The organism is Isoptericola chiayiensis, assembly GCF_013149805.1.
Lineage (GTDB): Bacteria > Actinomycetota > Actinomycetes > Actinomycetales > Cellulomonadaceae > Isoptericola > Isoptericola chiayiensis.
On record NZ_JABEZT010000001.1, the window covers coordinates 219,164 to 233,122 of the forward strand.

The 13,959-nt window shown below is 72.6% G+C and carries 11 protein-coding genes and 1 pseudogene; 5 read left to right on the plus strand and 7 right to left on the minus strand.

Annotation, left to right across the window (positions count from 1 at the left end):
• Positions 1-28 precede the first annotated feature (28 nt).
• A complete protein-coding gene (locus HDG68_RS00910) occupies positions 29-1,039 on the plus strand; it encodes a hypothetical protein (protein ID WP_172148388.1) in 1,011 nt (336 codons plus the stop codon).
• A complete protein-coding gene (locus HDG68_RS00915) occupies positions 1,036-2,238 on the plus strand; it encodes a DUF6716 putative glycosyltransferase (protein WP_172148390.1) in 1,203 nt (400 codons plus the stop codon). The genes HDG68_RS00910 and HDG68_RS00915 overlap by 4 nt, the downstream gene beginning before the upstream one ends.
• Before the next feature lie 51 nt (positions 2,239-2,289).
• On the opposite strand, the gene HDG68_RS00920 is transcribed toward HDG68_RS00915, so the two are convergent.
• The 5 genes and pseudogenes from HDG68_RS00920 to HDG68_RS16660 all read right to left on the minus strand — a co-directional run.
• Positions 2,290-3,366, minus strand: a complete 1,077-nt coding sequence (locus HDG68_RS00920; protein WP_343037352.1) for a glycosyltransferase family 2 protein — start codon at positions 3,364-3,366, stop codon at positions 2,290-2,292.
• Positions 3,359-4,774 (minus strand): polysialyltransferase family glycosyltransferase, encoded by a 1,416-nt coding sequence (locus tag HDG68_RS16835; protein ID WP_343037353.1) that lies wholly within the window; start codon positions 4,772-4,774, stop codon positions 3,359-3,361. Before HDG68_RS16835 ends, HDG68_RS00920 begins: the two co-directional genes overlap by 8 nt.
• Positions 4,771-5,742, minus strand: a complete 972-nt coding sequence (locus HDG68_RS00930; protein WP_172148392.1) for a glycosyltransferase family 2 protein — start codon at positions 5,740-5,742, stop codon at positions 4,771-4,773. The genes HDG68_RS16835 and HDG68_RS00930 overlap by 4 nt, the downstream gene beginning before the upstream one ends.
• A 20-nt stretch (positions 5,743-5,762) precedes the next feature.
• Positions 5,763-6,659 carry an N-acetylneuraminate synthase family protein gene (locus tag HDG68_RS16655; RefSeq protein WP_216647914.1) on the minus strand — a complete coding sequence of 299 codons (897 nt, stop codon included), beginning with the start codon at positions 6,657-6,659 and terminating at the stop codon, positions 5,763-5,765.
• A gap of 66 nt (positions 6,660-6,725) precedes the next feature.
• Positions 6,726-7,883 (minus strand): annotated as a pseudogene (locus HDG68_RS16660) (cytidylyltransferase domain-containing protein); the annotation flags it as partial.
• A gap of 166 nt (positions 7,884-8,049) precedes the next feature.
• Here HDG68_RS16660 and HDG68_RS00940 point away from each other — a divergent pair.
• Positions 8,050-8,919: a hypothetical protein gene (locus HDG68_RS00940; protein ID WP_172148396.1), complete on the plus strand. Its 870-nt coding sequence runs from the start codon at positions 8,050-8,052 to the stop codon at positions 8,917-8,919.
• Positions 8,916-9,857, plus strand: coding sequence for a hypothetical protein (locus HDG68_RS00945; protein ID WP_172148398.1), 942 nt, complete (start codon positions 8,916-8,918; stop codon positions 9,855-9,857). Before HDG68_RS00940 ends, HDG68_RS00945 begins: the two co-directional genes overlap by 4 nt.
• On the opposite strand, the gene HDG68_RS00950 is transcribed toward HDG68_RS00945, so the two are convergent.
• Positions 9,809-10,585 (minus strand): sulfotransferase family protein, encoded by a 777-nt coding sequence (locus HDG68_RS00950; RefSeq protein ID WP_172148400.1) that lies wholly within the window; start codon positions 10,583-10,585, stop codon positions 9,809-9,811. The two genes, HDG68_RS00945 and HDG68_RS00950, sit on opposite strands and share 49 nt — an antisense overlap.
• Positions 10,586-10,674: 89 nt before the next feature.
• On the opposite strand from HDG68_RS00950, the gene manA reads away from it, so the two are divergent.
• Entirely contained in the window at positions 10,675-11,907 is a 1,233-nt protein-coding gene (gene manA, locus HDG68_RS00955; RefSeq protein ID WP_343037354.1) for a mannose-6-phosphate isomerase, class I, read from the plus strand.
• Here manA and HDG68_RS00960 read toward each other — a convergent pair.
• Positions 11,904-13,850: a CDP-glycerol glycerophosphotransferase family protein gene (locus HDG68_RS00960; RefSeq protein ID WP_172148402.1), complete on the minus strand. Its 1,947-nt coding sequence runs from the start codon at positions 13,848-13,850 to the stop codon at positions 11,904-11,906. The genes manA and HDG68_RS00960 overlap by 4 nt on opposite strands.
• Positions 13,851-13,959 lie beyond the last annotated feature (109 nt).

Below are 13,959 nucleotides of genomic sequence, written 5' to 3' on the forward strand. Positions count from 1 at the left end.
CGTCGCCCCGGCTTGTCACCCTGACCCTGTGAGTTCACTGGTCGAGTCGCCCCTGCAGCTGCTCTGCGCGGTCGAGGCGCACGCCGCGGGGATCGCCGGGCGCCAGATCCGCCTCCTGGCCCGTCAGGACGTGCCGGCGCTCGCCCGGTCGGTGGAGGCGCTGGGCAGGCTCGGGGCGCCGGCCGGCCTCTCCGTCGCCGTCGGGCCCCCCCGGCTCACGACCGGCTCCGCCCGCCACGTGCTGGTCGGGGACGCCTTCTCGGGAGTGTTCCAGGCCGCGGCCGTCCGCGGCCCGTCCCCCGAGCACCTGGTCGTGGTCGACGACGGTCTGGCCACCCTCGACCTCGCGGACCGGTTGATCGCCGGGGAACCCCTGGTCAGGCTGGTCGCGCCCACGCGCCCGCTCCGTCACGCGCTGGGATCGTTGGCGTCCCGCCGGGTGCGTCGCTGGGCGGGCGAGGGGCGCGTCACCCTCTTCACGATGCTGCCGCTCGGATCGGACCGGCGCGCCGCGCTCGAGCGGCTCGGCGTCCATGTCGTCGAGCACTCCTTCGAGTGGTTGGCCTCCCGCGACGTCCCGCACGACGACGAGCGCATCGACGAGCCGACGGTCGTCGTCGGCTCGGGGCTCGTGGCCGACCGTCTGGTGCACGCCGACCAGTACGCGGCCTGGCTGCGTGGTCTCGCCGCCGACGGGCCCGTGCGCTACATCCCGCACCGTCGTCACGACCCGCTCGTCACCGCCGTCTTCGAGGATCTCCCCGGGGTGCAGGTGGACTCCCCCGGCGCTCCCGTCGAGGTCCGCCTCCGTGGTCTGCGCCATGGCCAGCGCGTGGTCTCGCTGCCGTCGACGTCGGCCGTCACCCTCACCCGGCTGCTCGCGCACCGCGACGTCCCCGTGGTCGCGCAGGACGTCCCGCCGTCGTGGTGGACGCCGCGGGCCGCACCGGCCCTGCGCGAGCACCTGGGGCTCGCCGTCGGGCTGGCCCGGACCGCGGCGGCCACGCGCGGGGGCGCTGACCGGTCGTGGGCCGCATGACGGCGGTGCGCGTCCTCGCCGTCGCCGACTCCGACTCGTATCTCAAGTGGGCCACGTGGACCCTCGCGAGGCTGCACGACGGCGGTCCGGGCGCACCCGAGGTCGCGTCCGTCGTCGTCCGCTCACCCCTGGCACCCACCCCTGACCAGGTCCGTGCCGCGGTGGCAGGGACCGGCGCACCGCTTCCTGCGGTCGTCGGGCCCCGGGAGGTCGGGCGGATCGTGGCGGCACACGGCCCGGACGTCGTCCTGGTCGCGGCCACCGGCCCCGTCGCCGAGCTCGTCGCACGGCACGTCGTCCGCGCGACACGTGCGGGTCGCCGTCCGGCGCTCGTCTCCGGACTGCCGGGGATGGCGTTGCCGGCCACGCCGCGGGGCACCGGGTGGCGCCGATGGTCGGACGCGTTCGTCGTCCACGCCCGCCAGGAGCTCGGGCCGTACCGTGCGGCGTTCGCCGCGCACGGCACCGCGCCCCGGCTGGCGCTCGCCCGGCTGCCGTTCCTCGACCAGGTGCCGCAGCAGCCCGACTCGTCGACCCGGATCCCCGGCCTCCCTCACCGGGTGGTGCTCGCCGCCCAGGCGAAGGTGCCCGGCACCCGCGAGGACCGGGTGCGGCTCCTCGCGGGGCTCGCGGCGCTCTCCGACGACGGCCTCGAGGTCACCGTGAAGCTCCGGGCCCGTGCCGGCGAGCGGCAGACGCACAACGAGCCGTACCCGCTGGACGAGCTCTGGGCGGCCGAGCACCGGACGCTCGGACGGCCGGCGGACGCTGTCGGCTTCGCCGTCGGGCCCATGGCAGACCACCTGACACCGGGCACGGCGCTGCTCACCGTCAGCTCGACGGCGGCGCTCGAGGCCATGGCGCGTGGGCTGCCCACCGTCTTCCTCGCCGACTTCGGCGTCGGGCCCGCACAGCTCAACGAACCGTTCGCGGACTCCGGATGCCTGGCCGCGCTGGACGACGTCGCCGACGTGCTGCGCCACGGCGGTCCGACGCCGGACGCGAGCTGGTGCGAGGACGGCTACCTGCACACCGGGGACGAGGTCGCCGACGTGGTCCGCGACCTCGCCGCGCAGGCTCGGAGCGGGCGGCTCGCGCCGTTGCGCCGTGTCGCGCCGTGGAGCCCGCCCCGGCACCTGTGGGCGGCGGGGCGCAGCGCGCTGCCCGTCGCCGTCTCCGCTCGGCTGCGCCGCGCCTGACCGAGAGCTGGCCGGGCGCGCCGCAGTTCGGTGGTCGGGCGCAGGTTCGGGTCAGGCGCGATGGTCGACGGCCGCGCGCGCGGTGAGCCCGCGGACGAACCCCGAGCCCCAGCACACGTGCATGGTCACCAGGACGACCGGCAGGACGAGCGCCGCGGCGACGGAGAGTCGCGGGGCACGCACTGACGCGTGGGTCGCCGCCAGCAGCACACCGACCAGGTAGGCCGCCGGCAGCGCGGCGCCGACCGCTGCGACACCCGGCAGGGTGGCGACCAGCCCGACGCCGACCAGCACGGCCGACACGACGAGCCCGGCGACGAGGACGGGCGGCGCCAGATAGCGCAGCCCCGCCGTCGACGGGTCGCGGCGCACCACCTCACGGCGCCACATCCCGGTGCGCCAGAACTGCTTGGCCACGGCACGCAGGGTGCGTCGGGGCCGGTACTCCACCACGAGCGACGGGTCGAACCACAGCACCCCCCCAGCACGGCGCAGCCGCAGGCACAGGTCCCAGTCCTCGGCCCGGAACAGCGTGGGGTCGTACCCGCCGACGGCATCGACCGCCGCACGCCGGAACGCACCCAGGTAGACCGTCTCCGCCGGGCCCGCGACGCCACCGGTGTGGAACGACGCCGCGCCGATCCCGGCCGGATGGCTCATCGCCCGTGCCGCGGCCTCCTGGACCGCACCCCGGCCGACCGGCGCCATGAGGCCGCCGACCCCGACCGCCCCGGTGCTGCGCAGCAGGTCGATGCACCGGCGCACATATTGCGGCGGCAGCTCGGTGTGCCCGTCGACACGCAGCACGACGGGGTGGTCCACGTCCGTACCCAGGTGGTCGATCGCGAGGTTGAGGCCGACGGACCGGGATCCCGTCGGGTTGTCGACCACGACGACGCGGTCGTCCTCGGCCGCGAGCCGCGCGGCGATCCGGGCGGTCGCGTCGTGCGACGGGCCGACGGCGAGGACGAGGAGCAGGTGCCCGTCGTAGTCCTGGTCGAGGACGGACCGGGCGGCGTCCTCGAGGTAGGCCTCCTCGTCCCGCACGCACGCCACGACCGTGACCCCGCAACGTTCGGGCACGCTGTCGAGGCCCTGCAACAGCTCGACGAGCTCCGGCTCACCCACGCTCCACCTGCCCTTTCGCGACGCCGACGGCCGCACGCACGTCCTCACCGGCGCTGCGGTACCGGGTCCGCACGAGACGGCGCAGGCGACCGCCGAGCACCCGGCGGTCCACCGCGTCGGCGAAGCGCACCACGGCCGTCGAACGCCACCAGGGCAGGGGGAACCCGCCGGGGAGCCCGAGGGCCGTGAGGCGGTTCCGGCGGAACCACAGCCGCAGGCGTGCGTCGTCGAGCTCGCGCAGCAGGGCGACGGTGTCGTCGCGCAGCTCCGGCAGGAGGGCCGGCTGCTGGCAGTACGACACCGCACGCACGAGCCGCTGCATCTGCTGTGCGTCATCGGCCCACCGCCCGCCGTCACGTCCGAGGGCGTCGACCACCACGGTCGGCACACGGTTCGAGTTCTGGTACGGCTCGAGCCGACCGAGCAGCATCGGCGTGCCGACGGAGCGTACGGGGATCTCGTAGGTCGCACGGGCGGTGGCGAGCGCCGTCGAGAAGCACGACACGACCAGACCGGGGGCGGACTCCTCGTACAGCGCCTCGGCCAGGACCGCGGCCGGCGCGACCTCCAGGCGCACCCCACGGCGCCGGGCGTGCTCCACCAGATCCTCGGTGCCCTGCCGCGGAGCCGACGGGTGCGGCTTGAGCAGGACGGTGGTGAACCCCTGCTCCGCGGCGACGTCGACCATCGAGCGGTGCAGGTCGGCCTCGTCGGCCTCCGACAGCAGACCGATCGCCGCCATGTACTGCCCCAGGACCAGGGCGTACGTCCCGGGAGCCGGCAACCGCTCCACGTCCGTGGCCGCCCCGTGGGCCGCGGCCGACAGTGCCGTGATCACCTTGCGGAAGGACTCCGCCGGGACGACGACCCCGGGCGCCCCCCACTCGTGGAGCAGCGTCGGCTCCACCCCGGGCAGCAGGTCGAGGTGCAGGACGCGGTCGACGCGCCCGCCGAGCGCGTGCCCGACGTCGAACCGGGTGGGGCCGTAGACCATGAGGCCGTCGGCGTACACGCTCACCGCCGCGGAGGCGAAGATCGCCGCGAGCGTCCCCGTGGGCGGTGTCGCCACCGACTCCCCCACCAGCTCGACGGGGCCGTCGCCCAGTCGCCACCGCTCGCGCAGCAGCCGCTCCCACAGCGGCGCGTCGGCCGGCCGGGGCTTCCACTCCTTGGGGTGGTAGGGCCGGATCACGTCGTTCCAGTGCACGACGGCGTCGAAGCGGTCGGCGAGCGCGGCGAACGCCTGCGAGGAGGTGAAGTCGTCGGACACCTCGGGGACCGGCACGTTGTGCTGGACCACGAGCACGGTGCGCTCGCGGCGTGGCAGGACTCCGGCGTCCCACGCGGCGGAGACGGTCGCCGCGCCGAACAGCGTCGACGCGGTCACGACCTGGACGGGTGCGCTCACCACGTCACCCCCTGCTTGCGGATGGCCCGGGCACGCTCGGGCCCGATCCCCGCCACCTGACGCGCGACCACGTCCTTGTCGAACCGGGACAGGACGGTTCGCGCCCGGTCGGTCATGCGGGACCACACCTCGTCGGGGTAGGCCTCACGACGCTTGACGTGGTGGTGCAGGACGGCGAGCACGTCCCGGGCGAGCTTCGGCTCGAACTCGAGCAGGTCCTCCCGGTGCAAGCGGTCCAGGACGGTGTCGTAGGCGTCCAGGAACCCGATCTGGCGTGCGTCGCCGATCGCGGTCAAGGACCCGGCCACGGAGCGGCGGTACACGTAGCCGGGGGCGTCCACGACCACGTAGGACCGGGCGTCCAGGAGCAGACGCCAGGCCCACTCGCGGTCCTCCGCCGTCGGGAGCGTCTCGTCGAAGCCGGCCAGCCCGTCGTCGACCGCCCGGCGGGCGACGAAGCGGGAGGAGACCTGCACATAGTTGACCATCGTGGACCGCGTGGTCGGCATGATGCCCGTGCGTGGGTCGAGCGGGACGTGCCGCCGCGGCTCGGGCGCGCGGACGATCCTGCGGTCGTTGCCGTACGCCTGGACCTGGTCGCAGACCACGAAGTCGACGTCGTGGTGCCGGGCAGCGGCGTGCATCGCGGCCAGGTGCCCCGGGAAGTACCAGTCGTCGGGGTCCAGGAAGGTCACCCACGCCCCGCGCGACTCCGCGATCCCCCGGTTGCGCGCCGCCGACACTCCTCGGGGCTCGTCGTGGCGCACCACGCGCAGCCCCGGAAGCGCCCCGGTGTAGTCGTCCAGCACGGCGGCGGTGTTGTCGGTGGAGCCGTCGTCGACGACGAGGACCTCGAACTCGGTCGGGTCCAGCCCCTGGCGTGTCAGGCTGTTCAGGGCGTCGGGCAGGTGCCCGCCGGCGTCCCGCGCGGGGACGACGACGGACACCTCGGGTCGTGCGTGGGCCATCCGGTCCGTGTCCTCCTGCGTCAGCCGTCGACGCGGCGCAGCCGCGACATCGGGGCGAGCTCGCCGGGCATGACCTTCTTCTCGCCGTCGCCGAGGGCGTCCTGCAGGATCCGGATGTCGCGGACCAGGTTGTTCAGGCCCTTCGGCTCCAGCGAGGCGGCGTGGTCCGAGCCCCACATGGCGCGGTCGAGAGTGATGTGACGCTCCACGGCCACGGCGCCGAGCGCCACGGCGGCGAGCGAGATCTGCAGGCCGGTCTCGTGGCCCGAGTAGCCCACGGGCACGCCGTACCGCTCCTGCAGCGTCGTGATGGTGCGCAGGTTGGCCTCCTCGGGAGGCAGCGGGTAGGTGGAGGTCGAGTGCAGGATCACCAGGCCGTCGGTCCCGAGGATCTCCACCGCCGCGTCGATCTGCTCCAGCGTCGACATCCCGGTCGACAGGATGAGCGGCTTGCCCGTGTCGGCGAGCGCACGCAGCAGCTCGTGGTCGGTGACCGAGGCCGAGGCGATCTTGTGGGTGGGGACCCCGAACTCCTCGAGGAACCCGACCGAGGGCACGTCCCACGGCGAGGCGAACCACTGGACGCCCTGGGCCTTGGCGTACTGGTCGATCTCGCCGTACTGCTCGTGCTCGAACTCGACCTTGTACTTGTACTCCAGGTAGGTCATCTCGCCCCACGGCGTCTGGCGGATCTTGTCCCGCTGGTCCTTCGGGGTGGAGATCTCCGGGGTGCGCTTCTGGAACTTGACGGCCTGGCAGCCGGCAGCGGCGGCCACGTCGATGAGCTGCTTGGCGATCTCGACGTCGCCGTTGTGGTTGATGCCGATCTCGCCGATGACGTAGACGGGCGCGTCCGCGCCGACCTGGTGCTCGCCGATCTCGACGGGCTGCACCGCGGTGCTCGGGGTGGCGGTCATGACGGGGTCCTTCCGATGGGTGGTGGTGATGCGGTCGCAGATCTCCCGGACGGCGCCGTGGCCGCCGCGAGCTGCCGTGACGACCCGCGCCGCAGCGAGGACGTCGGGGTGGGCGTCGGCGACGGCCACGGGCCAGCCGACGAGGTGGAGTGCGGGCAGGTCGTTGACGTCGTTGCCGACGTAGGCCACGCGCGCGGGATCGAGGCGGTTTGAGACGCACCACTCGCGCAGCGCGGTCGCCTTGTCGTCGACGCCCTGCAGGACGTCGACGCCGAGCTTGATTCCCCGTGCCGAGACGACGGGATTGCGCTCCTTGGACAGGATGAGGATCGGCAGCCCGGCGTCCCGCAGCCGGGCGATGCCGAGCCCGTCGCCGCGGTGCACCCGGACGGACTCGACGCCGTCGGAGTCGACGTGCACGCCGTCGTCGGTGTGGACGCCGTCGAAGTCGGTCACCAGGGCGTCGACGTCGAGGGTGGCCGACGCGGAGCCGGTCGTGTCGTCGGCGGACGGCTGGTCGAGCAGCGTGCGGGCGAGCCAGAGGTCGCGGGGCTCGTCGATCTCGAGGGCCCAGTCGGGGGCGACCGGCTGCAGGCCGACCGACCCGAAGAACCGGGTGCCGTGCTCGCGGAGACCGGCGGTCCGCATCACGTAGAAGGCGCCGGTCTCCCGGAAGTGGGGCGCGCGGTCCTGACGCCGCGGCCGGTGGTCGGTGGTGTGCCCGACGGGGACCGGGCCGGAGTCGTCCAGCCGCCACTGGAAGTCGTGCGTCGCTGCCACGGCCACGACGACGTCGTGCTCTCCGGCGAGCACCTGGCCGATCGCGGCATCGAGGTCGGCGGGGTCGAGGAACGGGCTCGTCGCCTGCAGCAGCACCGTGACCGCCGGCTCGGATCCCCGGCCGTCGTCGACGAGGGCGTCGAGCGCATGGAGGACGGCGGACTCGGAGCTCGCGGTCGCACCCGACAGGTCGGCGGGACGCCGGACGACCCGCGCACCGTGCTCGGCACCCTCGCGGGCGATCTCCTCGTGGTCGGTCGAGACGACGACGTCGGTCACCGTCGCGGCGGCCGTCGCCGAACGGACGGCACGGGCGACCAGAGAGCTGCCGCCGACGCGTTGCAGATTCTTCAACGGCACGCCGGCCGAGCCCCCACGAGCGGGGATCACGACGAGTACGGACTCCTTCATGGCGGCGACTCTAGGTCGCCGACAAGGCAACATCGGCCCTTTCCCGGTAACTGCGGAGGAACTCTCGGTAGCCACCAGGTGAACATTCCTCGCCGAAGATGTCGCAACGCCGGAACCGGCCACGAGAATGTCATTTCGGCACACGCCGTGGGATTACCGTTCTGTCCGGAAGAGATCTGCGAGCACAGGAGCGACGACGATGCCGGAACCGACGTCCACGACGGCCACACCGGTCGTGGCGGTCCATCTGGGCGCGCACGGCCCGACCGCGCGTGCCGTGCGGGACTGGTGCGGCACGCACCGCCGCGAGCTCCGGCGTCGCGGGCTGACGGCCCACACCTCCTGGTCGGGGCTGCGGGAAGCCGTCCCCGCCCTCGACTGGCGCTCAGACCGCAGCCGCCGACAGCTGCGCGACTACCTGACCGCCACGGGTCCGACGCTCTTCTCGTCGCACGCACCGCTCGGTCCCGTCTACCGGCACACCGGAGGGGACCTCTTCCCGACGGCAGCCGCCGGCGTCGACGGCCTCGGCGCAGCGCTCGACGACGTGCCCTGGACGGCCCACCTCAGCATCGGGCGGCACGCCGACGCGCTCGTCGAGGCCTGGGTGGCGGCGGTCCGCGCGGGGCACGAGGTGAGGTTCGACGACCTCTACGACGCGACCCGGGACGCCTCCTGGGTCCCCCTCGCGGAGCACCTGGTCCGGACCGCGGGCGCTCGTGCCGTCACCGTCCACGACGCCGGCGCCACACGTCCCGACCGCGGGGCCGGCCCCGCGGTGGTGTCCGCGGTCCTGACGGACCTCCTCGGCGAACCCTCGTCGCTCGGCGACGACGCCGCCGCGTCCCCGGCCAGGCACTGGTCCACGAGGCAGGTCGACGTCGCACTCGCCGCGCTGCCCCACCTGCGCTCCTGGGACGAGCGCCGGGCGCTGCGCGACTTCGTCGACCGGTCGGTGGACGGCGACGACGCACCCTGCTGGCCGCTCACCGCGGTCCAGGAGGACGAGCTGGCCGACCGCGACGCCGCCGACAGACAGCGGCTCGCGGCCCTGGGGGTGACCCGGTGAACCTCCTCGGCCGCGCCACCGGGCTCCTGCGACGTCGTCGACCGAGCGACGCCGACCGGCGCCTCGTGCTGCACCTCGGATCGCAGAAGACCGGGACCACCGCCGTGCAGGCCTGGTGCCGGGACCATGCCGCGATGCTGCGCGACGACGACGTCGTGGCGTGCACGACCCAGCCGGAGATCCGTACCGCCCTCGGCGGCTGGTACGACGTCACCCGCCCGGGCGCCGACGCGCGCCTGCGGGACTACCTGGAGTCCGCCTGGACCACGAGCCGCGCCGCCCGACTGTTCTACTCCTGCGAGTCCAACGTGGGACCGGCGTTCACCGGCGACGAGCCGTCGTTGTACCCCCGGTTCCGCACCGCCGTGGCGGGCGTCGACCGTGCCACGGCGGGCACGCCCCGGCACGTGCAGTTCACGATCCGCAGCTACGGGGACTTCCTCGAGTCCGCCTACCAGCAGCAGCTCAAGCACGGCCGGGCGACACCGTTCGCCGCTCTCGCCGACCGCGTCGTCGACGGGCTGTCCTGGCGGGAGCACGTCACGAGCCTCGTGGAGACCTTCGGGGCGGACAACGTCACCGTCTACGACTACGACCGAGAGCGCCCCGCCCCCGAGCAGCCCCTGGTGGGCAGGATCCTCGAGGACGCGATGCGGTGGCTCGGCGCCGACCGGGTGACCGTCGGCGACGAGGTCTCCCGACGGACCAACACCCGCTACACCCAGCGGATGGCCGACCTGTCGGTGGAGGTCCTGCCGCTGCTGCAGGGGGCCGACGAACGTGCGGCGCTGCACCGGTTCGTGACCGACGCCCTCGGTCGGCGACCCGCCGCCGACGACGTCCCCGCGTCCTTCCTCGACCCGGGGACGTCGGCCGAGCTGGCCGAACGCTACGCGCGCGACGTGGCCTGGATCGGATCGGTGGTCGACGTCCGGTGACCGTCGTCGTAGCCGAAGACCTCGGTGAGCAGGCGTTCCCGCGCGGCCACGCGCCGTCGGACGTCGTCCCGCACCGCGAAGCCGGAGCCCGCGTCGAGGCGTGCGCTGGTGTTGAGGCGCTGCTGGGCGCGCACCGCGGTGAGCGCGGCCTCCCGCGTCGGACGCCAGGCCAGGTCCGCACGAAGCACCAGCGCCTCGAGGTCCTGCGGCAGGCTCTCGTTGCGCAGCACGACGTCCACGAGGCTGTTGTCGCGGTAGGCGGCGACGAAGTCCTCGGGCGCCGCGACGTCCCGCATCCACCGGTCGGGGCGCGGCGCGGCGAGCCGTGCCACGCGGTACGAGAGCAGGCCCGTGTGCTCGGCGACGCCGCGGCGGTGGTACGACGGCGGGTCGAGCACCGGCGCGGAGCCAGGATCGAGCACCACGTCGAGCCACCGGTCGAAACCGGCGGCCGTGCCGTCGTACAGGGCGCCGTGTCCGGCGTCGCGCAGCCTGCCGAAGAGGCCGCCCTTGCCCTGGCACCCGTAGGAGAACAGCGACAGGTACGTGTCGACCGGGTCCCGGACCGACAGCACGTGCAGGCGGCCCGACGGCGGCCGGTCCTCCATCTCGTGGTGCTTGCGGCACCACACCTCGTCGTCGTCGAGGAAGTCGCGCAGGAACTGCGAGACATAGGTCGAGCCGGACTTCTCGACGTCGAGGTAGGCCAAGGAATGAAAGACGTGCACGGCAGCTCCGCAGGGTCGGTGGTGGACCGTGATCATATTCGATCTCCGAAGAGAGTCCCTCGCGCCCCCGAAAGGACGATGACGTGTTGGTGAACAGTTCGAGAACAGGAGATGTCAGCATCGATTCCATTCATCTTCTCGAAAATTCCGTCCGCCGGTACGACTGGGGTTCGGTCGACCACATCCAGGGCCTCCTCGGGCTGCCTGCCGACGGTCGGCCGGCGGCGGAGCTCTGGTTGGGCGCCCACCCCGGGGCGCCGTCACGGACCGGCCCCGGAACCTCCCTGGTCGACCTGATCTCCGCGGCACCGCACGCGGTCCTCGGACGCCGCACGGCCGACCGGTTCGGCCCACGCCTGCCGTACCTGCTCAAGGTCCTGGCGGCGCGGCGCGCACTGTCCCTGCAGGTCCACCCCCGCCCGCACGACGCGCGAGCAGGGTTCCGTCGCGACGACCAGGCCGGCGTCGAGGTGGGATCGCCGCTGCGGTCGTTCCACGACGAACACCACAAGCCCGAGATGATCGTGGCGCTGACACGCTTCGAGGGTCTGGCCGGGTTCCGCAGCCCGCGCACCGTGCTCGAGCTGCTCGACGGCCTCGAGGGACGCCTGGTGACGTCGATGCGAGGGGCGTTGCGTGGGACCCGGTCGGGCCCTGGGCTGCGGGCTGCGCTCGAAGGACTTCTCGCCGCACGGGACGAGCCCGGCTGTGCCGACGACGTCTCCGTCACCGTGGCCTCGGTCCGGGAGCGCCTGGCCTCCGTCTCACCCGACCTGCGGGCCGACACGACGGTCCTGCAGCTCGCCGAGGAGCATCCCGGCGACCCGGGGGCGATCGCGTCCCTGCTGCTCAACCGGGTATCCCTCGAACCCGGTGAGGCGATCTACATCCCGGCCGGCGAGGTGCACGCCTACCTGTCGGGTGTCGGCGTGGAGATCATGGCGGCGTCCGACAACGTGCTCCGCGCCGGGCTCACCACCAAGCACGTGGACAGCGACGCGCTGCTGGCCTGCGCCGCGTTCGCACCCCGTCCCCCGGACCGACCGGAGACCCTCGTCTCCGGCTCGCAGTCGCTCGTGCGGACGTACCGCGCGCCGATCGAGGAGTTCGCCCTGCTCACCGCGGACCTGCACCCCTCCGAACCGGTCACGCTGCCGCACGACGGCCCCCGGATCGTGCTCGCGCTGGACGGCTCGGCCCGGCTGCTGACCGGTTCCAGCGAGACCACCCTGCGCCGCGGCGAGTCCTGCCTGGTGCCCGACGCCGCCGGTCCGCTCACCGCGGACGGCGAGGCCCACCTGGTGTGCGCCTGGGTGCCCTAGTCGTCGGACAGGGACCGCGCAGTCCGGACTGAGTGGTAGGTGCGCTCTGTGCTCTTCCGATCGTGCGCGGGGAAGAACCGTAGCGCTCGCTCCCTGTACTGCCTCTCCACCGGGAATCCTTCGGCGCGCGCCGCCGCGATCGTCTCTGCCAAGGACTCCGCGTCGAACAGCACCTTCCCCGGCAGTTCGGTGTCCAGGTCTAGGTGGCTGCCTGCACCTCCGAAGTACTTGGAGCGGTCGAACTGGTAGTAGTAGACAGGGCGCTCCAACAAGGCGAAATCGAAACCGACCGACGAGTAGTCCGTCACCAGCGCAGCGTGCTCACGCAGTAGGTCCTGCACCGCGCGCTCACCCTGGCGGTAGACCTCGAAACCCTGGAGGTCGAAGGCGTCGACGAAGTTGCGCATGTTGGGGTGGAGAATCAAAGAGATCCGCTCCCCGTCGTCGACCATGCGGCGCAGCGCGGGATGGTCGAAGACCTCCTGCCACCGGAGGCGGAAGTCGCTGTCGTCGAACTGGTTGCGCTGGGGTAGCCAGCTGCGCCACGTCGGAATCACCAGGAGCCCCCTGGGAGGAGTCGGGGCGGGTGCGAGGAGCGCATCGAAGCGCGGTAGACCTGTGACCCTCACCTGCTCGGGTTCGTACCCGAGATCGCGGACGACGATGTCACGTTCTCTCGGAGAACTGACGTGAAAGACGTCTGCCGGCTGGACCCTGCCTCTGCGTCCGTAGGTCGTCACCATGTTCTTCGTTCCCAGCACGCCGTGCTGGAGCATGACTCTGACCCCGCCGGCGGCCCGGATCATGCGTGGGTCCGTGGTCGGTAGGAGGTAGTCGGCATGGTGAGTTCCGATCAGCCGTGCGGCGCAGGCGGCCAGGTAGACATGCTTGGCGGATCCTCTCTCGACCACTCTCCCAAGCGCCTCGACACGCCTCCGGTCGGGTGAGTCAGGGTCGATGACGTAGAAGGCGGGCCGCATCGGGTGCCGTTGCCGTACCCACCGGAAGAAGTGGTAGCCGTTGTCCTGTGCCTTGTACGGCACCTCGCCGACGAGCCAGATCCCCAGCGTGCGGCGGGCCACGGCTGCCCACCACGGGGTGCGCATCACGCGTTCGAGTGCTGCGTGAGCCGCAGGTGTGAACCGGTCCACCTGCAGGCTCAGTCCGCCCCACAGAAACGTGTAGTGCGGGACGATGTGAAAGACCGTGTCACCCGCGGTGACCGCAGCCGGATCGAGATCGCCTTGCGTCGCGTGCCGCTCGTTCAGCCGGACCGTCTGCACCCGTCCGGCGGTGTCCGTCAGGACCAGCCGTGCATCAAGAACTGTCTCGCCGGGCCCGGACCGCGCCATAAGCACACTGACGTCGAGCGAACCCTCCGTCCGGTACGTCGCTGCCCCGTAGCGATCGTCGAACCGGCCCAGATCAGGCTGGACCAGCAGCTGCGTCGAGACGGAATCAGCACTCTGGCGCCACGCGACCTGCAACTCGGCAGACCGTATCTCGCGGTCGTGTGCCACGATCGCGAGGTCGATCGCCAGCACGCCGTCGCGGTGAGAGACGGATCCGCCCTCGACGGCGAAACCCCTCGGCGCGACGGCGTCGTCCAGCACGAGGACCAGGTTTCCTTTGTCGTTCACACGCAGGCGTACCGACCGTCCGGCGACCACAGTCTCTGCCAGCTCGCTCTCGCGGGCAGTGCGGGGGAACCGGCCGAGCCGACGTGCCGTGACTCGCTGTCCTGTCTCCCCGACCTGTCGCCAGAGGTCGACGATGCCCGACCCCTCATACTCGGCGACCACAGCAGCAAGGTCCAGTTCGAGGGTGTCTCTGTCTCCCTCCGGCGCCGCCTCGCACGGAAACCACCGGTCGATAGAGCCGCCCCGCAGGCTTATGCCGACCTTGGTGGTGCGCGGGCGGCCGGCAGGTGCGGAGAACTTCAACGAGAGTCGATCGGGCAGGAGGCGGAACGCGAAAGTGGGCCGAGACCCCGACGTCCCCTCACGCTGAGGAACACCGCCCATCCGAACTCCTGTCGTTGCCGTCGAACAG

Excerpts from the sequence above, each read along its gene's own strand:
- HDG68_RS16655 (WP_216647914.1), bottom strand. The coding sequence starts at position 6,659 with ATGACCGCCACCCCGAGCACCGCGGTGCAGCCCGTCGAGATCGGCGAG.
- HDG68_RS00915 (WP_172148390.1), top strand. The coding sequence starts at position 1,036 with ATGACGGCGGTGCGCGTCCTCGCCGTCGCCGACTCCGACTCGTATCTC.
- HDG68_RS00930 (WP_172148392.1), bottom strand. The coding sequence starts at position 5,742 with ATGGCCCACGCACGACCCGAGGTGTCCGTCGTCGTCCCCGCGCGGGAC.
- HDG68_RS00940 (WP_172148396.1), top strand. The coding sequence starts at position 8,050 with ATGCCGGAACCGACGTCCACGACGGCCACACCGGTCGTGGCGGTCCAT.